Consider the following 24,029-nt stretch of genomic DNA (forward strand, 5'->3'; position numbering starts at 1 on the left):
TCACATAAAAGCAATCGTTTTTGTGAAAATTATATATTTTTCACTTATGAGATACTTTTAATATTTTACATAGCTTATCTCTTTAAAGATACAAATATGTACTCTTCCTTTTTATTATATTTTTATTTTAGAGTCAATGACTCATAAATGAAAAAGCTGAGATGCGATTGTAAAATAAACAATAATTGCAAGAGTATCAACAACAGTAGTTATAATAGGTGCCGCCATAATAGCCGGATCAAAATTCAGTCTTTTAGCAGCAATAGGTAATATACAGCCAACCAGTTTAGAAATCATAACCGTAACCATAATTGACAATGAAACAACTATTGCTAAGCCGACATCACGATTCATGATAACTATCCTAACCCCATTAGCAATAGCTAAGAAAAAACCAACTACAATTGATATTCTAAATTCTTTAAATACAACCTTAAAAAAATCACTGAATTCAATTTCATCAACTGCTAATCCTCTGATAATCAAAGTAGAACTTTGAGAACCGCAATTTCCTCCTGTATCCATAAGCATCGGAATAAATGAAACAAGTAAAGGCATAACTGAAAAGGCATGTTCATAGCGTGAAATAATACTACCGGTAAGGGTAGCTGAAAACATCAAAATTAATAACCATACTATTCTGCTTTTCGCATGATCCCAGATAGATGTATTAAGATAACTTTTATCATTAGCAACAATGGCTGCCATTTTCTGCATATCTTCCGTTGTTTCTTCAGTTAATACATCAATCGCATCATCAAAAGTAACAATACCGACAATACATAATTCTTCATCAAGTACAGGTATTGCGATTAAATCATACTTCTTCAGCTTTTTAGCAATATCTTCTTTATCATCACTTGTATAAGCAAAAATATACTCTGATACCATTAAATCCTTAATCAAGACATTATCATCACTAAGTATCAGACTTTTGGCACTCACAATACCAATTAGCTTTCTTCTTTCAACAACATAACAGGTATATACAGTTTCACTGTCTATACCGACTCTTTTAATCTTTTCTAAAGCCTGCTTAACCGTCATTTCTAAAGTAAATTCAATAAACTCTACAGTCATAATACTGCCTGCAGTATCTTCTTCGTAGTGTAAAAGACTATTAATATCTTTTCTAACATCACTATCTACTCGATCTAACAGATGAGTAACCAGATTAGAAGGCATCTCAGAAAGAAAATCAACAGCATCATCAGCATAGAGATTATTTAATAATTTAACAATTTCCTGATCATTAAATACATTAATTATTCTTGTTCTCTGCTCATTTTCCATATATGAAAATACTTCCGCGGCTTGCTTCTTCTCTAAGACTCTAAAAATAATAGCCAAATCATGATCATTACATTCACTTAATATCTCAGCAATATCTACAGCATTATAATTAAGCAGATATTCATGTAATTCTTTTAAATGACTGCTATTCAATAATTCTAATATTTTTTCTAAATTCATTCTATTACCCCTTTCTCCTGTTATAGATATAACAGGTTTAAAGGCATAGAAAAACTGTTATATCTATGTATTTATATCTATAAGTTTCGGCGAATCATCCATAAATATAACCTCCCAAAAAATTAATATCATATTATAAAAATAAAATCAATAGTATATAAATGATTATTATAAAATAGATTTATACCTGATACAATAACTGAAAAAAATCCTATTTAATAAAAATGTTTTAAAGAAATTTTTCCGATTTCTTATCTACAAGATATACTATTAATATCGGACTATCATCACTATCTCCAATATAGTTAGTCCAATATTTATTTTCTATATACATCATTATCCCCCTTTATAACACATAAATATATTCAATAACGGCATCATAAAGTTTATTATTTTGATTATGTCCAAAATACACAGGATATACTCCATCAGCAAATCCTGATTTGTATCATTGATATTGATAAATCTGTATTAGAAATTTTAAAATTGATCCAATATCCCTCTTTTCTTTGATACAGAGGATTTTCTTGATACCGGTTTTCTTCAAAATCACAATATGTATCTCTCGCTTTAATATCAACAATTGCTACAAGTCCTACATCCACTCTTTTGATAGCTGTAATTTCCCTATGATAACTCCTTTAAGTTATAAATTTATTTCAGATATACTCCTACCCATTAAGTCCGCCGAATTCCACTTCATATTGACTATTGATTTCCATACACGCCAAATGACCAAACAGATAGTCTGGATGAGCATCTAAATCTAGAGTAAATTCACTATTTCTTCCTCTTATATATATGCATACATTATTGACAAACAAAGATGACTTAAAATCGTCCATAGAAATCTGTTTATCTGCCTTAAAACCACCATTTTTAATCATATTATTAACAATATCAACAAGATGATCATTTTCCTCAACAAAGGCATTAATTATAGACTTCCTATTATTATTTAACCATTTTATCTTTTCAGAAGCTTTATCCATCACATCATCAGTATTCTCACCAAGATCCAAAAAAGCTTTTGTTTTTCTTCTCCAAACGATTAACTCTCCAATATAATCGCCGTTTTTGTCTAATACAAATTCATTTCCTTCAATTAAGATTCTCTTTTTCATAATCATTCTCCCAAAAACAAAAGTCTTTAAATGTTTTTTAACTACAGTTTGACTTTCTTATATAATATTCAATTTTGATATAAAATGTTGTACATTTTCTTTCTGAAATATCATCTAGCCGGTAATCTATCAGGCTATTCTCCTTTTCTTATTACCATACTTTTTATAACCTTAGTTATTGATTTAGTATCTCTTAAAATCTTATGCTATATTTCATTTTCTCTTAACTCTCGAAAATTTCAAATATGATATTCAAAATAAAATTTATTTGATTTACCTATAAAAGCCCATGGTCGGACATAGAATATCTTACAAACATCCATATCTTTGCAATTCATCATTTATAAAACTTATCCTCATCAAAAAAGTTTCTGTTTTCTATTATGTAGTTCAAAAATAAAATCGGATTTATTATTTCCATCTAATTCTAAATTCATTTTTCTTACTTTATTCCAAATATATATCCCTCCTCCTATTTCATATCAGTTTTTTATTCTTCAAAAGTAATAATTATAAATCTCCATCAATTATTTCCTGCATATATACTGACATATTCTCTATATAATCTTTAAAACCGGAAATATCTTTAAGTTCCTCATGTTCCATATCATAAAAAGCAATTTTCTTTGTTTTTGGATTCCAAACAACATATATATAATTATAATTACCGGTTGATTTAGAAATACGCAGCAGTTTTTGCCTTCCTGCTTTCATAGGAACAGTCTCAATAAGCGGGAAGAAATCAATGAAGTTAAAATCACATTCATCTAATTCAAAATGCAGTTCATCCTTTTGTAAAAAATCTATCATTGCTTTCGGCAATTTATATGACTTTAATTCATCCAGCTTATTTTGTAGGCTATGATAATTGGCAGGCTCTAAAGATTTAAAATATTCCGCCATTTCGGTATCACCTCTTTCTAAAGCAATACTATATGGTCTCATGCCGTCTTTCTCTTTTAACGTAACATCCGCTCCATGTTCAACAAGATACTTACACATATTCAAATCATTATATCTTGCTGCCACGCATAATGGTGTAGGCTTAAATGGATATACAGAATCAGCACGATTATAGTTTATATCCACTCCATTTTTCAGGAAAAACTCTAATACATCATAATTTCTATCAGCAACAGCATTTCGAAAAGCACTGCCTCCATATTTTTCTACAGTATGACCGAGAGCATGAATAACGGATAGATTTTTATATTGCTTTCCAAATAGTGCCTGTTCAAATGCCTCTGTTCCTACATTATTAGTAACATTTATCTTTGCCCCATGTTTCACAATATATTGAATGATTGCTTCATCACAATATCTAACAGCCAGTAGAAAACTTGGATTATTCCTTACATTGAGATTCGCTCCATGCTCTATAAGCCATTTTACAGACTCAAATGATTCCATAATCAAAGCACAATCTAAAGGCAATAAACTAGTATATTTACTGATTTCTATTTCTTTTTCAATATCCCAGCCTTGTGATAAATATTCATCTAGTGTAACAGTATCTTCATTGATGATATCCATTATGAGCTGAGGAACAGACTGAAAATTGCCAATATCTTTTAATTTTACCATAGTTAAACCTTCTCTTCTTTTTGTCATATATTTATCTATTCATTACTTTCAAATAAAGCATTAAGTTGAAGAAATACTTCAAATACTTTAGCCCTGTACATACTCCGCATTTTTTCGCATTTTATAACATGACAAATAATGTCATTAATACAATATCCAATTTTATCTTTAATCTTATCTATTTCACAATCTTCTGATGCAAACATAAACTCTTCATCGTCTACTTATGGTTAGATAACCCAAATAAATATTAGGAGCCAAGAAAACTTCTATCAACTTTACTTTTTCACATATTATGCACATATAAATATCTCCATAAAAAATCATATCATTCTTTGTTTAATTATAACATTATTTTATGATATCCTATAGATATTAATAAACAAATTAAAAAAACGATATTATTATTGTCATGCTAGATCTTATAAAGTTCAAACTTATTTTTTAATAAACCATATTTTAAGCCAGATAATTTTATAATATCGTCATATAGCTCTTTTACTTCTTTGGATGGTCTTAATGTTAAATGTTTAATATTTTTAAGACTTAAAATAGGATGCTAATCCTTACTTTTAAGTCGTACACTTAGAAGTTTAAAAAATCATATCAGATAAAAAATCCAATGATTCTATATAAATATATTGGGTACTAAGACTATAGCCTTCAATTGAAAGACTTTCTAAATTTTTGAGTCCGGCAAACAAACTGTGAACATCAATATTTTAAAAATTTTCTACTGATAAAGCAATCAGCTTATTTAAGGATGTAATTGGTTCTATGCTTTGAACCCTGCACCGGAACCGATATGCAGTTTCTTAAGACTCTTAATCTTAAAAATATTATGATATACACCCCATTTTATTGATAGTTTTCCCAGGTTTTGCTGAAAACAAAGAGCATCAAATAACTCCTGCGGCATTCTTGTCCCAAACGACAATTCTGTAAATGCAGTCGGGTTGTTCGATAAAAAATCACACCATTCCTTTAAAACACGTTTTTTCTCTTTGAAGTCTTATATTGTGGTGTAAAAACATTTTTAGGATACAGATCATCTTTGTGGTAATAATCAAATCCATACTTTATTTCTCTTTTACTTAAAGCTATCTTTTATTTTCTTTCATTAATACAAAGATTTTTCTTTAGAATAGTCTATACTATAAATTCTTATAATTTAAATAAAAGCAGAGCCATCTTATTTTGATGTCTCTGCTTTTATTGTATTCTTTAATTATTATCGATATGGCATAATTTTAATATTTCAGCCCACAATTCATCTATTCCCTGTTTGTTTAAAGAAGAGAAACGAACAAATGAATCATGATCATCAAAACCAAGATATTCTTTAATTCTTTTTTCAAAACTCTTTAAATCATTCTTCTTAATCTTATCCATTTTTGTAGCTACTACAATAACAGGAATATCATAATATTTAGCATAATTATACATGTCGATATCATCCTCCTTAGGAGAATGACGATAATCGACAATTAAAATCATACCTTTTAAGTTCTTTCTATCTCTAAGATATGTATCAATAGTATCTGCAAACTGTTCTAGCATTTTATGAGGTACTTTAGCATATCCATAACCGGGAACATCAACGAGTCTTAATTCATCGTTGATGTCAAAAAAATTAAGGGTTCTTGTTTTACCGGGTGTTCCGGATACTTTAGCTAATCCATTAATATTCGTTAGTGTATTAATAAGGCTTGATTTACCTACATTACTGCGTCCTGCTAAAACGATTTCCGGAACGTCTTCATCAGGCCATTGTGAAACCCAGGCAGCTGATAAAAGATATTTTGCTTTATTAACTTTATACATTTTATGAGACAAGAGCATTCTCAAAAACAGTATCTATCTGATCAGCTAGAATGATCTGCAATTCATTTCTGACAGATTCCGGAATGTCATCAATATCCTTTTCATTATCTTTAGGAATAATAATAGTATTGATTCCGGAACGTCTGGCACTAATAGATTTTTCGCGTAATCCTCCGATTGGTAAAACATCTCCGGATAAAGTGATTTCACCTGTCATGGCCACATCATTTTTTACAGGTTTATCAATAAATGATGAATAGATAGCAGTTGTAAGAGTAACACCGGCTGATGGTCCATCTTTTTTAACAGCTCCTTCAGGAACATGAATATGAATATCCTGCTTATCAAAATCGGTATTTTCAAGACCATATTGTAAAGCATGTGCCTTTAAATAGTCTAAAGCAATAGAAGCTGACTCTTTCATCACATCACCCAGCTGACCTGTTACAATAAATTTTCCGGATCCCGGGAAGTGATTCACTTCAATAGGAAGTATATCTCCGCCAAACTGAGTCCATGCCAATCCTGTTACAACACCTACTGTTGGCTGCTTCAGCTGTTTCGTATGATCAAAAATAACTTTACCTAAGAATTCTTCTAAATCACTGACATCAACTGATATATATTCTTCTTTATCTCTTAACACTTTTAAGACTGCTTTACGACAGATTTTTGCGATTAATCGCTCTAACTGTCTGACTCCGGCTTCTCTTGTATAATGCTGAATAATAAATAATAATGCCTGATCAGTAATAGAAATCTGATTTTCCTTAAGACCATTCATCTCTCTCTGCTTTTTAATAAGATGATTTTTAGCAATCATTACTTTCTCCTGTTCTGTATAAGATGAAAGCTCAATAATTTCTAAACGATCTCTTAACGGACCGGGAATACCACCTAAATCGTTAGCAGTAGCAATAAACATAACTTTAGAAAGATTATAAGGCTCTTCAATATAATTATCGGAGAAGAATTCATTCTGTTCCGGATCTAAAACCTCAAGCATAGCACTTGTAGGATCTCCTTTATAATCAGATGACATCTTATCAATCTCATCAAGCAAGAATACCGGATTAATAACTCCGGCTTTCTTCATTCCCTGAACAATTCTTCCCGGCATTGATCCTAAATAAGTACGACGATGACCTCTGATTTCAGATTCATCTGTTACTCCACCTAGAGATGCCTTTACAAATTTGCGATTTAAAGCACGAGCTACACTCTTAGCAATACTTGTCTTCCCTACTCCCGGTGGTCCTACTAAACAGATAATAGGTGCTTTTAAAGAATTAGTCATTTGCTTAACAGCCAAGTATTCAACAATTCTTTCTTTTGGCTTTTCTAAACCATAATGATCAGCATCCAAGCGAGCCTGAACATCAGATAAATCCTCATTATCCTCTGTCTGATCATACCAAGGTGTTTTCATAACCCAATCAATATATGTTCTAATCACATTGGCTTCCGGTGAAGAAGCAGGCATCATTTCATATCTCTGCAATTCTTCTTTTAACTTAGCCTTAATATTTTCAGGATAAGGATTCTTTTCAATCTTTTCTCTAATTGATGAAACATCATCAGCTCCATTAGGAACATCTCCTAATTCTTCTTTAATAGCTTTCATCTTCTCACGCAAATAAAATTCTTTCTGATTCTCATCAATAGATTTTTTTACTTTATTATTAATATCTGATTCAATTTCATTAATAGTCTTTTCTTTTTGCATACATGCAAGTACTTTTAATAATCTCTGATTAATATCTGATTCAGCTAAAATAAGCTGTCTTTCATGAATTTCTATATTCATGTAATGACCAATTGTATCAGCTAGTTCACCGGCTGATAATCCCTGTGTAATATTTGAAAGTAATTCACGAGGCAGCAACTGTACATTTCTATTCATATACTGCATCTGTGAAGAAATTTTTCTTACTAAAGCAATCTCTTCATTTTCATCACCATGAATGTCATTAATAAGATGAGCATTCGCAAACATACAATCATTATCCAAATCTAAATCATCTAACTCTATTCTCTGCTTACCGGTTACAGTTAACCTAATCGTTCCATGATTATCTTTCTTTACTCTTTTTATGATTGTCGCCAATGTTCCGGTATGATAAATAGAATCATAAGAAATCTCTTCATCTAGCGGTCTAATCTGTGAAACAATAATAATCTGACTGCTATAATCAGAAATAGCCTGATTGACTGCTTTTAATGAATAAGAACGTCCTACATCTATAGATAATTCATGACCGGGGAAAACAATCATACCTCTAGTGCATAATACAGGAAGTTTTAATATATCCATAAGTTTCCTCCATTTCCTTTTGAAAATAAGACGCCTGAAGCGTCTTACTTTTATTTGCTTACATTTTCTTTTACTAAAGTAGAAGCTTTTCTAGCAGCAATATCTCCTTTAATACGATATTCCTGACCAGCCAACGTCTTCTTTACTTCTTCAACACTGTTGCCATAATAAGCAGCAATATCGCCAATTTCCTTTTCTACTTCTTCATCGCTAACCTGAATATCTTCAGCCTTAACAATTTCTGAAATAATCATCTGATACTTTACTCTTTTTTCAGCCTGATCTTTTACAGACTCTTTTAAGTCATCAATTGTCTGTCCCATCATTTGCTGATACATTTCAAGTGTTAGACCTTGTCTCTTTAAATTAGAGTTAATCTCTGAAACAATATTCTGTACCTCATTCTCAATCATTGCTTCCGGTACTTCAAATGGGTTCTTTTCAATTAAAGCATCAACAATATCTTCAGAGAATTTATCTTCAGCTTCTCTTTCTTTCTGACCTTTAATTTCTTCTTTAATATGTTTCTTTAAATCTTCAAGTGTCTCTACACCTTCAATATTAACATCTTTTGCCAGCTCATCATCAGCCTCCGGTAACACCTTAGACTTAATTTCATGAACCTTAACTTTAAAAACAACTGCTGCTCCGGCTAAATCCTTAGCCTGGTAATTTTCCGGGAAAGTTACATTGATTTCTTTTTCTTCATCAGCTTTCATACCCACTACCTGTTCTTCAAAACCGGGAATAAATGATCCGCTTCCTAATTCTAAAGGATAGTTTTCACTCTTCCCACCTTCAAATGGAGCTCCATCTTTAAAACCTTCAAAATCAATAGTAACTGTATCACCATTTTCAGCTATTGCATCTTTTTCACCTTTAATAACAAGTTCAGCAAATTCATTGCGATAATTTTCTACTCTTTCATCAACTTCTTTTGAACTTACTCTTACCTGTTTCTTTTTAACATTTAGACCTTTATACTCACCTAATGTAATTTCCGGAGCAACCGGTGCTTTAAAAGTCATCTCTAAAACATCAGCAGTCATCTTATCAACAGCAGCTGTAGGCTGTCCAACAGGTTCTACCTTATTATCCAAAAAAATCTTAGAATAACTTTCCTGTAAAATAACATCTACTGCTTCATTCTGAATATTTTTAGAACCTACTCTTGCTTTAATTAAAGCCTTTGGCGCATGTCCTTTTCTGAAACCATCAAGATTTGCGGTAGCAGCAAGCTTATTTAAAGCTTTATCCTGTGCTTCTTTCCATTCCTTTTCTTCAAAAGTAACTTTTACTTCTACCATTGAATTTTCTAGCTTATTAACAACTGTCTTCATTTATAATTCTCCTTGTTTTCGTACGTATTCATTATACACATATTTTTTCTATTTGCAACTGTTTTTATCACTCTATTATTCTGAGTGCTAAACTTTTTCTTTCTGCTTCTTCAAGTGTCATATCATAATGAATTTGAAGGTCTATTTCATCTATTTCAATATTCTGTAAAGATGCTACATAATAATGAATAACTCCCGCAGTCTGAATATATTCATCTTCATAAATATCTGCCGGATAAGTATCATAAAGATAATATTCTAAAAAATCAAGGCATTGATTTAAAAGACTGGGATTATTATCTTCAAGAACTCTTTGCAGGACTCTGCCTACTCCATTATAGCACTCTCTTTCTAAAACAAGAGGAGATATGCTCGGATTAAAATAATAAAGATGCCCATTCTTCTCTACTTCTAATTCTTCATCAATCTCCTGAGCTATTAATATTTCCATGATAAGCGTCTTTGCAAAAGAAGGCTTATGAGGATCTTTTAAATAATCTCTAATAGGATATAACAGCATTCTGATATTAATCTGCTGCATCTGATCTAAAGCCATATACAATAAATCATCATTTATATCATTTCTTCTTAAAAGCAATTCCAGTTCCTCAACTGAAAATATTTGTGACTTATCTTCCAGTTGCTGATGTGCTTCCTGTTTTAATCTAAGAATTTCATCATAAGCTGTATTATATAATAATTCATAATTTGCCGGAATATAAGGCATAGAGAGCTCTTCAACTAATAAATCAATAGCTTTATCATATTCTTCACATTCTTTTAATGAAGTCAAGTATTCACCAACAACATCATAATAAGTTTCTTGAGCTTTTAAAAGAGCTGCTGAGCCTTCAGCACAGGCCTGTTTATATTCTCCTAAAGCATTTAAGCAAATTAGCCTTAAATAGCGTGTTTTTTCATCATTAATATCACATAACTGCTTTAATGCTTCATCATAACTGCCGGATTCTATGAGTTCCTCAACCATTATTTCACCCCTATTCTTAAAGAAAAAACCTTACATATGTAAGGTTCTATTCATCACCAAATGAAATACCAACAGCTTTTGCTGCTTTGACTAATTCACCGTTTGGATCAACATGTTTCTGTTGCCCTACTTTAGCAGCACCAATAACTTCTTCTAAAGAAGTATATCCCATCTTATCACCATTAATAGTGACTACATTGCCAAAATGACCTTCATTGATCAAATCAGCAGCAGCTACACCATAGCGAATTGATAAAATTCTATCATAAGCTGAAATATCACCGCCACGAATAATATGTCCGGGATTTACCGAACGTACTTCATGATTAGGAATAACTTTTTCTAAGTCTTCTTCTAACTGTTTAGCAATACCGCCCAGTCTAACCGGTTCCGGTGAATCTTCAACAATCTTACCAATAACCTTTGTGCCATCAGCATATCTTGCACCTTCCGCAACCGCAATAACAGTATATGGCAGACCTGCTTCATCCCTTTTCTTAACTGCTTTTGCAACATTTTCAACAGTAAATGGAATTTCCGGAATCAGACATACACCGGCATTTCCTGCCAATCCTGCATATAAAGTAATCCATCCGGCATCTCTGCCCATTAACTCACAAAGAATAACACGATGATGAGACTTGGCTGTTGTCTGAAGACGATCAATAAACTCAGTACCAACACTCATTGCACTCATAAAGCCATAAGTAACATCAGTAGAAGCTAAATCATTATCCATTGTCTTAGGAACACCAACAACATTTACGCCTTTTCTTGAAAAATCTCTAGCACTCGTTAATGTTCCATCACCGCCAAGAATAACCAATACATCAACACCATCTTTTTTTAGATTTTCAACACCTACATCTGAAACATCTTTTTTAACTTTACCGCCTTGCCCATCATCCACTAAATAATCAAAAAGGTTATCTTTATTAGAACTATATAAAATAGTTCCTCCTTCTTTATAAATATTCTCTACTTTATCTAAAGTTAAATTAATATAGTTATTTGTATATAGACCTCTATAACCATAAACAAATCCAATAACTTCCCAACCATATTTTTCAATAGCTGTCTTGGTGAGCGTACGAATAACTGCATTTAAGCCCGGGCAGTCTCCTCCACCGGAAAGTAAAGCTATTTTTTTAACTTCCTTACTCATAATAAATATACCTCCAAATTTGACTCTAATAAATTATATCTAAAACCACTCTCAATTACAAGAACCTTTATTAAAATTTACACATTAATCAATTCAGCTGTTAAAACGAATGTTTTAAGCAGATAATAGATCATTAATAACAGCTGATGCGATTAATAAACCGGCACTTGATGGAACAAAGCTGATACTTCCCGGAATTCTCTGATGAGCTGATGATATTTTTATTGGCTGTTCCCTACTAAAACAAACTTTAAGTTTCTTAATACCACGTTTACGACATTCTGTTCTAATCACCTTGGATAGAGGATCATAACATGTCTTATATATATCTGTTATTTCAAACAATTCAGGATGAAGTTTATTACCTGCTCCCATTGCTGATATAACCGGCTTATTTACACTATATGCTTCTTCAATAATAGATAGCTTTGCTTTTACTGTATCACAGCAGTCAATCATATAATCGTAACTAGAAAAATCAAACTGATCTTTTATTTCAGGAAGATAAAATATCGGATATCTGCATACCTTAATATCCGGATTAATATCAGCTATACGATCAGCCATAACATCTACCTTCTTTAATCCTACCGTAGAATGAAGAGCTATAATCTGCCTATTGATATTAGATAATGAAACATCATCATCATCTACCAGATCAATCATTCCAACGCCGGTTCTGGCCAGACTTTCTGCAACATAGCTGCCTACTCCTCCAACACCAAAAATAATCACTTTTTTATTCTTCAAACAGTTTATTCCTTTTTCACCTAAAAGCAGCTGTGTTCTTGCATATTCCTCTTTCATAAAAATCCCTTTCAAAAAGACATCACTATGATGCCTGAATCAGTAATACAGTATCACTGGTATGTAATATCAGTTCATCTTTACATCTATTAGATACACATATTGAATCTGTTCTCTTTAATAAATAATCTGTTAATGGGTATTCACAGTTTTTAAGCGTTATAACACTCTGATTAAAAGCAAAAACAGAAAAATAAGTATATTCCTTTGCAGAAAGATGATATTTGCCGGAAGTAAGCACCTGTATCTTATTATGTCTATCATATAAAATAATAGACATATAAGCATACTTTTCTAGCAAAGCCAAAACAGCCATATAATGATCCATTCTGTCTCCGATAACTCCATAAAGATCAATTTCATCATATCCATGATCAATTGCCCATTTAATAGCTAAAGCAGTATCTGTCTCATCTTTATGAGATGGATATCTTATTATATTAGTATTGATTAAAAGATTCTGATCTTCTAAAGAATCAAAATCTCCAATCGCAATTAAAGGTGAAATATGTTGCCTGTTAAGAAAAGTCAATCCATTATCAATCGCAATATAATCAATAGATAAATCATGAACCGGCCCGTTATCTATACCACCATACATTCCAATCTTCATAACAGGCTCTTAATCGCTTCCTTCCTATTTTTCGCTTTAAAAATATAACTTCCTGCCACAAACAGATCAGCACCGGCAGCTCTTGCCTCCTTGATTGTCTGATCATTAATACCACCATCTACTTCAATAATAAAATGATACTTCTTCTTTAATTTTGAAAGCTCTTTAATCTTTTCAAGAGCACTGAAATTAAATGTCTGTCCGCCAAATCCCGGCTCTACACTCATCACAAGAACTAAGTCTATATCTTTCAGATAAGGAATAATTTTATCAACAGGAGTCTGGGGATTAATAGAAATACCTGCTTGAATGCCTTTTTGATGAATATAATCGATCATCTGTTTAATCTCCTCATCATTCTGCATGGCTTCATAATGAAATGTCAGAATAGAAGCACCGGCATCAATAAAGCAGTTTATATATTTTAAAGGATTAGAAATCATTAAATGTACATCTATATCCAACTGACATTCTTTTGTAATATCTGCAAGAATAGAATATCCAAATGATATATTGGGAACAAAATGTCCATCCATAACATCATAATGAAACATTTTTATTCCTGCCTTTTGACAATCCTTAATATCTTTACATAAATGCATAAAATTTGCTGATAAAAGTGATGGTACAATATCAATCATATTTTCTTTCTTCTTTCTCTTTTGCTTCTTTTAAAAACATTAAATAATGCTCATATCTTTCTCGAGCAATCTTTCCATTTTCTACAGCTTCTTTAACTTTACAATAAGGCTCACTGTCATGAAGACAGCCTCTAAATTTACACTCTCTTGAATAATCATCAAAATCATGATAGCTTACCGAAAGCTCTTTAGCAGTCAAGTCTAATTCCAGAGATGAGAAGCCCGGTGTATCTGCTACATAGCCGCCATACATTTTTATAAGTTCAGTATGTCTTGTCGTATGTTTTCCTCGTCCCAATGCTTCTGATATTTCATTCGTTTCAATATTTAATTGAATATCTAAAGCATTTAATAAACTGCTCTTTCCTACCCCGCTCTGCCCTGTAATAACAGTCACTTTATCTTTTAATAATGCTTTCACTTCTTCTAAGCCTATTTTCTTTTTAGACGAAACAAAATACAGCGGATAAGGAGAGTAATCTGTTTTTATCTTCTCTATTAAATCATAATTAAGATCAATCTTTGTAATAATAATAAACGGTTTAATATGTCTGCTTTCAACAAGAGCTAGAAAGCGATCCAACAACAGACTGTCAAAGTCAGGATGAGTGATAGAAAAAACCAGTAATGCCTGATCTATATTTGCAATAGGCGGTCTCTCCAGCATATTCTTTCTAGGCTTAATCTCTTGAATATAGCCTTCATTGTTTTCATCAAGAATAAAGCTGCAAAAATCACCTGTTAAAGGCTTAATATTCTTGTTTCTAAACTTTCCTCGTGCTTTTGTAGAATAAACTCTTCCTTCGTTTTCTACATAATAGAATCCAGCAAGAGATTTAATAATACGACCTTCTAGCATCTCTTAATGTCCTGTCCCGCCATTATTATTTGAACGCCCTTGATTATTAGTATTGCCGTCTGTATTTGTTCCGCCATTATTTGAATTATCATTATTTGTTTCCGGCTTACGATCATAGTAATAAATAATAATCTTTTTATTCTTTTCATGAACCTGTGTATAAGGATCTAGTGACATCTTAACTACAGTATTAATTGTAATCTTAGAAGCCTCATTCTTATCTGTAGGCGGAGAAAGAACTTCAGCAGTTGGATTAAAGCCTAAATTCTTGAGAGTCTTTTTAGCTGATTCTATATTCTCTCCATAGAGATAAGGAACAGTGATTGTAATTCCTTTTGAGACAGTCAGTGTTATTGTTTTATTTTTTGTATTAGGATCTTGTTTTTCTCCTGCTGATATGCTTTGATCTATCACAATACCGCTGGCATATTCCTCATCACTTTTTTCATATTTTTTAACTTTAAACCCTAAAGCTTCCAGTTTTGCTTTGACATTATTGTATTTCTTACCTGTATAGTCTTCCATTACAATATATTTACCGCTAGAAACAGTCAATCGAATTAAAGAATTTTTAGCAACTATTGTTCCAACTTTAGGCGTTGTCTGAATAACATAGTTTTTCTCATATTTATCTGATAATTCACTATCTTCTGTCTTATCTATTTTATATCCTTTTTCTTTTAATAAGCTAATTGCTTCAGACTTTTTAAGGCCTGTAACATCAGGTATTTTCGCAGTCTGACTGCTATTATTAATAAACACAATAACTCCAATCAATAAACAGACAGCTAAGATAACACTCACTGCGATTGCAATTTTCTTTTTAGGAATATTTAATGATCTCTTTTGTTTCTGATCTATTCTTGTTACTCTTGATGTTCTATTTTCTAAAGGTTCTTTTTCTACCGGAACCTTTTTTTCTTCTATTTCTTCTTTTTTAAAGAACTGTGTTTCACCGGCAACAATTGTCGGATCATCATCTATTATATCAAATACAATCTTAGATTCATTTTCCCGAGTTAGACATGTCATCAGATCCTGAAGCATTTCATTTGCATCATGATAACGATCTTTAATATTCTTAGCCGTTGCTTTGATAATAATATTTTCTACTGACTGAGGAATAGATGGATTAAAGCTTCTCACTGAAGGTATTTCATCACGCATATGTTTTAAAGCTATATTAACCGGTGATTCTCCATTAAAAGGAACTTCACCTCTTAGTAATTCATAAAATACTATTCCCAATGCATAAATATCACTTTGCGGTGTGGCTTTTTCTCCACGAGCTATTTCCGGTGCCAAATAATGCAATGATCCCATGATTGTATCAGTCTGCGTGACCTGAGATAATGACTGAATAGATGCTATTCCAAAATCAGCAATCTTAACAGTTCCGCTGTCAGTGACAAGAATATTCTGAGGCTTTAAGTCTCGATGAACAATACCATTAGAATGAGCATGTGCTACACCGGAAGCAACCTGTTTCATGATATCTATAGCTTCTACATAATGTAAAGCCCCACGCTTATGGATTAATGATTTTAGAGTCTGTCCTCTAATATATTCCATAATAATATAATAAAGATCATCTTCATCACCAACATCATAAATAGCAACTATATTAGGATGTGATAAGGCGGCCGCTGCACTTGCTTCACGATGAAAACGAGTAATATAGATTGGATCACCGGTTAATGATGATCTTAATATCTTGACCGCTACAATTCTTTTTAAGATTGTATCTTCTCCCAAATAAACATCAGCCATGCCTCCTTGACCAATCAAACGCTGTAAGAGGTATCGTCCTGCTAATATTCTATTGACTTCACTCATCCTCTGACACCTCCTTTTCTATAAGCATTGCAGAAATATTGTCATATCCGCCGTATTTCTTTGCAAGATTAATAAGTTCTTTTACTTTTTCATAAATAGTCTGATGACTATTTAATGTATCTAATATCTGCCCTGAAGATAATGAATTATATAATCCATCACTACAAATAAGAAATGATTGATTAAACTTTTCCTTATAAAAAGAAATCTTTAAAGGCTCACTGACTCCTACTGCCTGTACTAATACATTTCTTTGAGGATGATGACTTGCCTCATGAACAGTTATATATCCACTTTTAAGTAACTCATTAACAAGCGTATCATCTTCTGTTATCTGTCTTAATTCATAACCATTACAACTATAACATCTGCTGTCACCAACATGTGAAATATAAACATCATCATCTTTAATATAACAGATTACGCAAGTTGTTCCCATGCCTTCATAATCCTTATTCTGACTGCTTGCTTCCATCACCTGATGATTAGCTTTTTCAATAAGCAGTGACATCCATTGACTAATCATTTCATCCCCTGTAAAAGGTGTATGTAAATCAAAATGATCAATAATATAGCGTCCGGTAATTTCACTAGCAACCTCTCCGGCTTTATGACCGCCCATCCCATCACATAGAACACATAATGCTTCATGGTCACCATATTCTTTAAAGGCAACATAGTCCTGATTATTGCTTCTGATATTCCCTATATCTGTTGCGGATGCAATATACATACTATCGTCCTCCTTCTTTTTTAGCACGCAGTTGTCCACATGCTCCATCAATATCACTGCCATGTTCTTTTCTTAATGTACAATTAATTCTTAATCTCAATAGTTCATCTTTAAAAATTTGAATCCTTGAATGCGACGATGCCTTAAATTCTTTTTCATCAACACTATTATAAGGTATCAGATTAACATAAGCATTTAATCCCCTTAAATAATGAGCTAACTGTCTGGCATATTTGATATCATCATTAATATCTTTTAATAAGATATACTCCAGCGTAATACGTCTATTAGTCTTATTAATATAATCTTCCATTGCTTTACGTAACTGATCCATTGAATAAGTTTTATTAATAGGCATTAGCTTATTTCTTATTTTGTCATTAGGAGCATGCAATGAGATAGCCAGATTAACCTGTATCCCTTCATTCGCAAAATCATATATTCTTGGAATAATTCCACATGTAGAAACAGTTATATGTCTAGCTCCGATAGCTAATCCTTTAGGATCATTGATAATATAAATAAAATTCATAACATGATCATAATTATCAAAAGGCTCTCCTGTTCCCATGACAACAATATGACTGATTCTTTTTTGTAAATCATTCTGAACAGTTAATATCTGTCTAACCATTTCATCAGCACTTAAATTTCTCTGTTTCTTTAATAATCCGCTGGCACAGAAACCACAAGCCATATTACATCCTAACTGGCTTGTTACACATAATGAATGTCCATAAGGATGAATCATTAAGACTGTTTCAATTAATCCGCCATCATCTAATCTTAACAAATACTTTACTGTTCCGTCAGCAGATACCTGCTTCTCATAAATTTCTAACAATTGACATAAAAGTTCTGTTTTAAGCTTATCCCTTAATGACTGAGACAGATTAGTCATCAAATCATAATCATAAACCTCTTTAACATATATCCATTCAAATACCTGTTTAGCTCTAAAAGGCTTTTCCCCTAATTCTACAAATTTCTTTTCCAAATTTTTTAAAGTATAATTGTAAACTGACTCCATTTTATTCCTTCTCTAATAAACAGACATAGAAACCATCACTGTGATACATATAAGGCAATATCGTTAATTCTTTCTTTTTTTTCATATCAGGATGCTTTAATAAAAACGATTCAATCTGTTTTTCATTCTCTTTTTTATTAATCGTACATGTACTATATACGATACTACCACTATTCTTACATAAAACATATGCATTTTCCAATAATTTTAACTGTAATGGTATGATTTCATCCATTACACGTGAGTCATGATACTTTATTTCCGGCTTTCTTGCAAGTACTCCTAATCCCGAACATGGTCCATCTAAAAGAATATAATCATATTTTTTATTTATCTGTTCATTTAATAAAGTACTGTCTCCACAATGAATAGTTGTATTAGTTACACCTAAACGAGTAATATTCTTTTTAATTAATTCTATCTTATGTTCATAAAGATCATACACATCTATATGTCCCGTATTATTCATTAAAGCTGCCAGATGTGCAGTTTTACTTCCCGGTGCTCCACACATATCCAAAACCGTAGAGTTTTCCCGAGGATTAAGAAATTTAGCAGGAAGCTGAGAAGACTCATCCTGTATAGTAATAAAGCCTTTCTTAAAAGCTTCTGTATGAGCAATATTCCCCTGATTATAAATAACAGCATCTTCACTTAATAATCCTTCTTTAAAATCAGAATAATCTTTAAGAAACTGTTCTTTAGTTATCTTTAGGGTATTAACTCTTGCTGTCCTGTTAGGAATTTGTAAATTAGCCAGACATATTCTTCTTGTTTCTTCTAACCCATATTGCTTAATAAACATTTTAACCATCCATAATGGATGACTTGTTTCCACACTGATCTTTTCTATATCATCATCAGGTAAAGGCTTTTGAGATTTAAAGGCATGTCTTAATACAGCATTTATAAAGCCGGCTGTTCTCTGACCTTTCTTTTTAGCAATTTTAACACTTTCATCAGCAATCGCATACTCAGGTACATGCATATAGTAATATTCATAAAGACTGACCAACAGCAATGATCTTTCATAAACTTTTACATGTTTTCCCTGAATAAGATCATGCAACTGATATTCTAAAAAAAGAAGATTTTGAATAGTTCCATAAACCATAACAGTTACTCTGTTTTTTCCCTGTCTATTTAAAGAAGCATGATTCAGTTCTTTATTTAAAGCAATGTTTAAATAAGTTTTCTTTTTAAAATAATCTGTTAATATCTTAGCTGCTATCTGTTTTTCCATATCTATATCTGATTGTATGGATGGAAATCACATCCAACAATAACCTTTCTGTTTTTCTTATAATAATCAAGAATTTGTTTCATAACACTGTAAACAGCATCAGATTTCTTATATTTAACCATTATTCTCATACGATACTGATCCTGCATCTTAAAAATTGTAGCTGGTGAAGGTCCTAAAATAACAACTGAATTTCTTAAATACTTATCTAATATTGTTTTAATATGACTAGATGCCTCCCTACAGCTATTTTCATTAAAGCTTGTTATAATAACACTTAACATATGACAAAACGGCGGATACATAGCCAGTTTTCTAAATTCCATTTCCTGTTTATAAAATGACTGATAATCCTGAAGTGCTCCATATTTAATAGAGTAATGATGAGGATTGAAAGTCTGAATCAGTACATGACCTTCCTTTTCTGAACGTCCGCTTCTTCCGGCAACCTGTGTTAAAAGCTGAAAAGTGCGTTCCCCGGCCCTATAATCAGGCATTGTAAGTGAAGCATCTGCCATTAATACACCTACAAAAGTCACATCAGGAAAATCCAATCCTTTAGCAATCATCTGTGTTCCTAGAAGGATATTGCCTTCATGATTACTAAAAGCCTCTAAAAGTCTTAAATGATCATTCTTATTTCTCGTAGTATCAAAATCAAAGCGTATAACTCTTGCTTCTTTAAATGTATCAGAAAGCTCTTCCTCTATCCTTTGAGTCCCAAAACCTATTTTCTTTAATTTCTTTTCCTGACAATTTGGACATTTTTCAGAAAAAGGCATATTAAATTCACAATAATGACACTTAAGACTATTACTTTCCTTATGATAAGTTAAAGTGACATCACAATGGGGACATCGTAACAATGTCTCACAATTTTCACATTTTACAAATGAGGCATATCCTCTTTTATTAAGCAAAAGAATAACTTGTTCATTCTTATCAAGTGTTGTCTGTATATGTTTTTTCATAAGTTCAGACATAATGGAATGATGGTGGTTTCTGGCTTCTTCACTCATATCAACTATTTCACAGCGAGGAAGCGGTTTATTATTAATACGTGATTGTAATCTGTATAAATCATAAGTTCCTTTTTGTGCTCTGGCATAGCTTTCTATTGAAGGAGTAGCACTGCCTAAAACAATATGAGCATGATGATAATAAGCACGCTCTTTTGCGATAGTAAGAGTATGATATCTTGGATTATTATCCTGCTTATAAGAAGAATCATGCTCTTCATCCATAATAATCATACCTATATGATCTAATGGTACAAAAATAGCACTTCTTGCTCCCACCACAATATGTACTTTCCCTTGAGCTATCCGACGATATTCGTCATATTTTTCACCTTCTGATAAACGAGAATGAAAAATCGCAACATCTTCATGAAACCTCTGTTTAAAAACATTAACCATCATAGGTGTTAAAGAAATCTCCGGAACCAACATTAAAACATTCTTATTTCTAAGAAGCATCTGTTTAGTTAATTCTAAATACACCTCTGTCTTGCCGCTTCCGGTAACTCCCTGAATCAGTGATATTCTTTCTGTTTTACTCATAATGCTTTCAACAATATATTTCTGATCATCTGTTAAAGTAATAGACTTTCTGTCTATCATTTCATTAAAAACATAAGGATTACGATCAATCTGCTGATCATATATTTCTATAAGATGCTGATTGATTAAACCTTTTAAAGGAGATGATGAATAAGGAAGATCTTTAACTAAGTGAATTCCTTTACTTTTCAAAAAAGCATAAAGTTCTTTCTGAATAGGAGTCTTGGGTTCTCCTTCTTTAATAACCCTGACTGCCTTTAATGTTTTAATCTGAACACCTTTAGAACTATTAGGCTTTAAGCTTCGAGGAAGCATTGTCTGTAAACAGGCAATACGAGGACATAAGAGAAGTTCACTCATTCTATCAGCTAATTCCATAAGTTCTTTATTTAATAAAGGTTTCTGATCAATAATTTTTTTAATATAGGCATAGCAAAATCCGGCTTCTTCTTCAAGCTGTTTTTTTGTTTTGTCTGTATATTTACTATCTAGTACATAACCGACAATAGACTGTCCATGAAATAATATATGCACTCTCACGCCAAGAGGAATTTCTGCCTGATTTAAATATGTAAATGGATGATCCAGACTATTAACAGGATGTTCAATAAGCACTGATATTAAATACATAGTTTTCACCTCGGTGTTATTTTATCATAATCTTTTACTTCTTGTCTTTTCTTTATAAAAAAAGATAATAACCCAATGAGTTATTATCTGATCAAATGTTGATACAGTGCACCTATTAAATTAGCATCATTTCCATAAGTACATAAGACTATTTCCGGATGAGCACATGGATAATAAGCTTTTTTATAAGCCTCAAATATTTCGTCAAATGTTTCATTAATCAATTGGATAAATAGTGGCTGAACACTTATTCCTCCGCCAATCGCAATCTTCTCACAATCAAACCATGTATTGATATTCATCAGCTGAACAGATATTTCAAAAGTAAACTCTCTTAAAGCTGCTAAGACCTTTTTATCACCTTGATTAGCCATCTCAAATATTTTCTCTCCAGAGTAATTCTCTTTTGTATTAAGTGCTTCCTGAACTCTATTTAATAGTCCTTTAATTCCATTACGTGAAGCCCAGGCATAATTAAAATCAGTTCCATAATGATAATCTGTAATAATAGAAGAAACTTCTCCTGCACTAAAGTGTTTGCCTGTTATAACTTTATGATCTTTTATCAGACAACCACCAATGCCTGTCCCAAAGACAAGAACAGCTCCATCATCTATGTTTTTTAAAGATCCAAAACCTATTTCTGCATTAGCTGCACATTTTGCATCATTTCCTATAGTAATAGGAAGAGCTATTCTCTTTTGAAGGAGCTTTACAAACTCTGTTTCATCATAATAACGCAAAGCACCTGAAGTATAGGCATAACCCCTAATTGGATCAATAACCCCGGGAAGTGATATACCAATACCGGCAACACCCTGATACTGATGATAAACTTCTTCCAGTACATCAAACAAATGATTAAGCGAATCTTTTGGAACAGGTGTCTTTCCTTTATCTAGAAAAACTCCTTTTTCATTCATTAAAGCATATTTTATAGAACTGCCTCCGATATCAAATACTACATATTTCATTTTTATACCTACACTTTCTGTGTTGTGAACAGCATAATAATTGTTCCTATCACTGATACTATGGCACCTATTAATAAAGTCATGTTTGTTCCCAGACTATCTAATAAAAAACCACCACATAGTGAAGCAGCTACAGCTGCCACAGTCATTGATGCAGTAATCAGTGATTGCCCTTTAACTGCATCATTCTTATTAAATAATTTTTCTACATAATAAACTGATGCCGGGATAAATAAAGCATACGCAAACATCTGAGTAATCTGAGCAATATATAATACAAACACATTAGGAGCCAACCAGGTGATAATATGCTTAATTGTAAACATAACAACAGAAAACTTAATAACAAAAGCAATATCTAAATGATCTTTCCATTTTTCATAAGCACTCATAGAAATAAGCTCCAAAATAGCGGCTAAAAACACCGCAATGCCCATAACACTGACATCCGCACCAATATTTTCAACAATTTTAATAAAGAAATTATTAATAATCATATGATCTGCATAAACCAGTACAAAGCCAAGCAGAAAAAGCATAAATGTTGTATATTTAGTAAAAAAGTCTTTAAAAGAGGTTGCATGGACAGGCTCATTATGCCCCTTGGAAATTCCCGCTTTTTTTAATTTAAATGATGATAATAATGGAATAAGACCGGCAAGAATAATTACATAAGCAATAGGCATCAAAGCAGGTGAAAAAACTTTGACAAGATAGCCTAAAGCAAGTGATGTCAAAGCATAGGCCGCTGAACCAATGCCTCGTCCTATCCCATAATTTAATTTAATACCATGTTCTTCAAACGCAAAGGTCAGAGCATTAATTAAAGGCATCATACAGTTAAGCAAACCGAACATGATCACAAAAAGAACAGCTATGATAAAAGGTATTTTTGTGAAGATGGCTAATAAAACACTCAAAACAGTACTTAATCCGGCTAATACGATAAGCACTTTATTTAATGATAAATGATATTTATCTACATATCCTGCAAGCATAGGTGCAAGAATTGTAGTAATAATATTTCCTATTGCCAATAAAATACCGATCCATGTAGCGGAAAAACCGATTGCTCCCAAATAAACCGCTGCGTACCCTAATACACAACAAATTACAATATAATACAATCCTTGTATTGATGCATACTTGATATTCAATGTTTTTGCATTATTCATAAAAGATCCTCCAATAATATTATATGTAATTTTTATTAAAAAGACGTTTAATTTTCTTATTAAGAAAAACCAAATAATATTCCAATATGAAGAATATTTCTAAGCTTTTCTTAA

The 24,029-nt window shown here is 32.0% G+C and carries 20 protein-coding genes; all 20 read right to left on the reverse strand.

Going from position 1 to position 24,029, the window contains the following annotated elements:
- Positions 1-141: 141 nt before the first annotated feature.
- The 20 genes from mgtE to HMPREF9943_RS07470 all read right to left on the reverse strand — a co-directional run bounded on the left by mgtE (position 142) and on the right by HMPREF9943_RS07470 (position 23,915).
- Positions 142-1,473, reverse strand: coding sequence for a magnesium transporter (mgtE, locus tag HMPREF9943_RS07370; protein ID WP_004803565.1), 1,332 nt, complete (start codon positions 1,471-1,473; stop codon positions 142-144).
- A gap of 229 nt (positions 1,474-1,702) precedes the next feature.
- Positions 1,703-1,810, reverse strand: coding sequence for an imm68 putative immunity domain-containing protein (locus HMPREF9943_RS10095; RefSeq protein WP_241431586.1), 108 nt, complete (start codon positions 1,808-1,810; stop codon positions 1,703-1,705).
- Between the two features lie 334 nt (positions 1,811-2,144).
- The gene (locus tag HMPREF9943_RS07380; protein WP_004803569.1) at positions 2,145-2,597 is read right to left on the reverse strand and encodes a DUF2262 domain-containing protein; all 453 of its coding nucleotides are present in this window, start codon (positions 2,595-2,597) and stop codon (positions 2,145-2,147) included.
- A 510-nt stretch (positions 2,598-3,107) separates the two neighbouring features.
- The gene (locus tag HMPREF9943_RS07385; RefSeq protein WP_004803571.1) at positions 3,108-4,181 is read right to left on the reverse strand and encodes an ankyrin repeat domain-containing protein; all 1,074 of its coding nucleotides are present in this window, start codon (positions 4,179-4,181) and stop codon (positions 3,108-3,110) included.
- A 1,224-nt stretch (positions 4,182-5,405) separates the two neighbouring features.
- Complete coding sequence (gene yihA, locus HMPREF9943_RS07395; RefSeq protein WP_004803573.1) at positions 5,406-6,005, reverse strand: ribosome biogenesis GTP-binding protein YihA/YsxC; 600 nt, start codon at positions 6,003-6,005, stop codon at positions 5,406-5,408.
- Between the two features lies 1 nt (position 6,006).
- A complete protein-coding gene (gene lon / locus HMPREF9943_RS07400) occupies positions 6,007-8,319 on the reverse strand; it encodes an endopeptidase La (RefSeq protein ID WP_004803575.1) in 2,313 nt (770 codons plus the stop codon).
- Positions 8,320-8,369: 50 nt separating this feature from the next.
- On the reverse strand, positions 8,370-9,659 hold the full coding sequence (gene tig, locus HMPREF9943_RS07405; protein WP_004803577.1) for a trigger factor: 1,290 nt from the start codon (positions 9,657-9,659) through the stop codon (positions 8,370-8,372).
- A 67-nt stretch (positions 9,660-9,726) separates the two neighbouring features.
- Positions 9,727-10,647: a hypothetical protein gene (locus HMPREF9943_RS07410; protein WP_004803578.1), complete on the reverse strand. Its 921-nt coding sequence runs from the start codon at positions 10,645-10,647 to the stop codon at positions 9,727-9,729.
- A 46-nt stretch (positions 10,648-10,693) separates the two neighbouring features.
- On the reverse strand, positions 10,694-11,812 hold the full coding sequence (locus tag HMPREF9943_RS07415) for a 6-phosphofructokinase (RefSeq protein ID WP_004803580.1): 1,119 nt from the start codon (positions 11,810-11,812) through the stop codon (positions 10,694-10,696).
- A 114-nt stretch (positions 11,813-11,926) separates the two neighbouring features.
- The gene (locus tag HMPREF9943_RS07420) at positions 11,927-12,619 is read right to left on the reverse strand and encodes a tRNA threonylcarbamoyladenosine dehydratase (protein WP_004803582.1); all 693 of its coding nucleotides are present in this window, start codon (positions 12,617-12,619) and stop codon (positions 11,927-11,929) included.
- 25 nt (positions 12,620-12,644) lie between these two features.
- A complete protein-coding gene (locus tag HMPREF9943_RS07425) occupies positions 12,645-13,232 on the reverse strand; it encodes a thiamine diphosphokinase (RefSeq protein WP_004803583.1) in 588 nt (195 codons plus the stop codon).
- The gene (gene rpe, locus HMPREF9943_RS07430) at positions 13,229-13,873 is read right to left on the reverse strand and encodes a ribulose-phosphate 3-epimerase (protein WP_004803585.1); all 645 of its coding nucleotides are present in this window, start codon (positions 13,871-13,873) and stop codon (positions 13,229-13,231) included. Before rpe ends, HMPREF9943_RS07425 begins: the two co-directional genes overlap by 4 nt.
- Positions 13,866-14,732, reverse strand: coding sequence for a ribosome small subunit-dependent GTPase A (rsgA, locus tag HMPREF9943_RS07435; RefSeq protein WP_004803587.1), 867 nt, complete (start codon positions 14,730-14,732; stop codon positions 13,866-13,868). The genes rpe and rsgA overlap by 8 nt, the downstream gene beginning before the upstream one ends.
- A gap of 3 nt (positions 14,733-14,735) precedes the next feature.
- Positions 14,736-16,568: a Stk1 family PASTA domain-containing Ser/Thr kinase gene (gene pknB / locus HMPREF9943_RS07440; RefSeq protein ID WP_004803589.1), complete on the reverse strand. Its 1,833-nt coding sequence runs from the start codon at positions 16,566-16,568 to the stop codon at positions 14,736-14,738.
- Positions 16,561-17,301 carry a Stp1/IreP family PP2C-type Ser/Thr phosphatase gene (locus HMPREF9943_RS07445; RefSeq protein WP_004803591.1) on the reverse strand — a complete coding sequence of 247 codons (741 nt, stop codon included), beginning with the start codon at positions 17,299-17,301 and terminating at the stop codon, positions 16,561-16,563. Before HMPREF9943_RS07445 ends, pknB begins: the two co-directional genes overlap by 8 nt.
- Position 17,302: 1 nt before the next feature.
- Positions 17,303-18,331, reverse strand: coding sequence for a dual-specificity RNA methyltransferase RlmN (gene rlmN / locus HMPREF9943_RS07450; RefSeq protein WP_004803592.1), 1,029 nt, complete (start codon positions 18,329-18,331; stop codon positions 17,303-17,305).
- A 1-nt stretch (position 18,332) separates the two neighbouring features.
- Positions 18,333-19,574 carry a 16S rRNA (cytosine(967)-C(5))-methyltransferase RsmB gene (rsmB, locus tag HMPREF9943_RS07455; RefSeq protein WP_004803594.1) on the reverse strand — a complete coding sequence of 414 codons (1,242 nt, stop codon included), beginning with the start codon at positions 19,572-19,574 and terminating at the stop codon, positions 18,333-18,335.
- A gap of 2 nt (positions 19,575-19,576) precedes the next feature.
- Positions 19,577-21,766, reverse strand: coding sequence for a replication restart helicase PriA (gene priA / locus HMPREF9943_RS07460; RefSeq protein WP_004803596.1), 2,190 nt, complete (start codon positions 21,764-21,766; stop codon positions 19,577-19,579).
- 83 nt (positions 21,767-21,849) lie between these two features.
- Positions 21,850-22,740, reverse strand: a complete 891-nt coding sequence (locus HMPREF9943_RS07465; protein WP_004803598.1) for an ROK family protein — start codon at positions 22,738-22,740, stop codon at positions 21,850-21,852.
- Positions 22,741-22,748: 8 nt separating this feature from the next.
- Positions 22,749-23,915 carry an MFS transporter gene (locus HMPREF9943_RS07470; RefSeq protein ID WP_004803600.1) on the reverse strand — a complete coding sequence of 389 codons (1,167 nt, stop codon included), beginning with the start codon at positions 23,913-23,915 and terminating at the stop codon, positions 22,749-22,751.
- Positions 23,916-24,029 lie beyond the last annotated feature (114 nt).

This window comes from Eggerthia catenaformis OT 569 = DSM 20559 (genome assembly GCF_000340375.1).
Taxonomy (GTDB): domain Bacteria; phylum Bacillota_I; class Bacilli_A; order Erysipelotrichales; family Coprobacillaceae; genus Eggerthia; species Eggerthia catenaformis.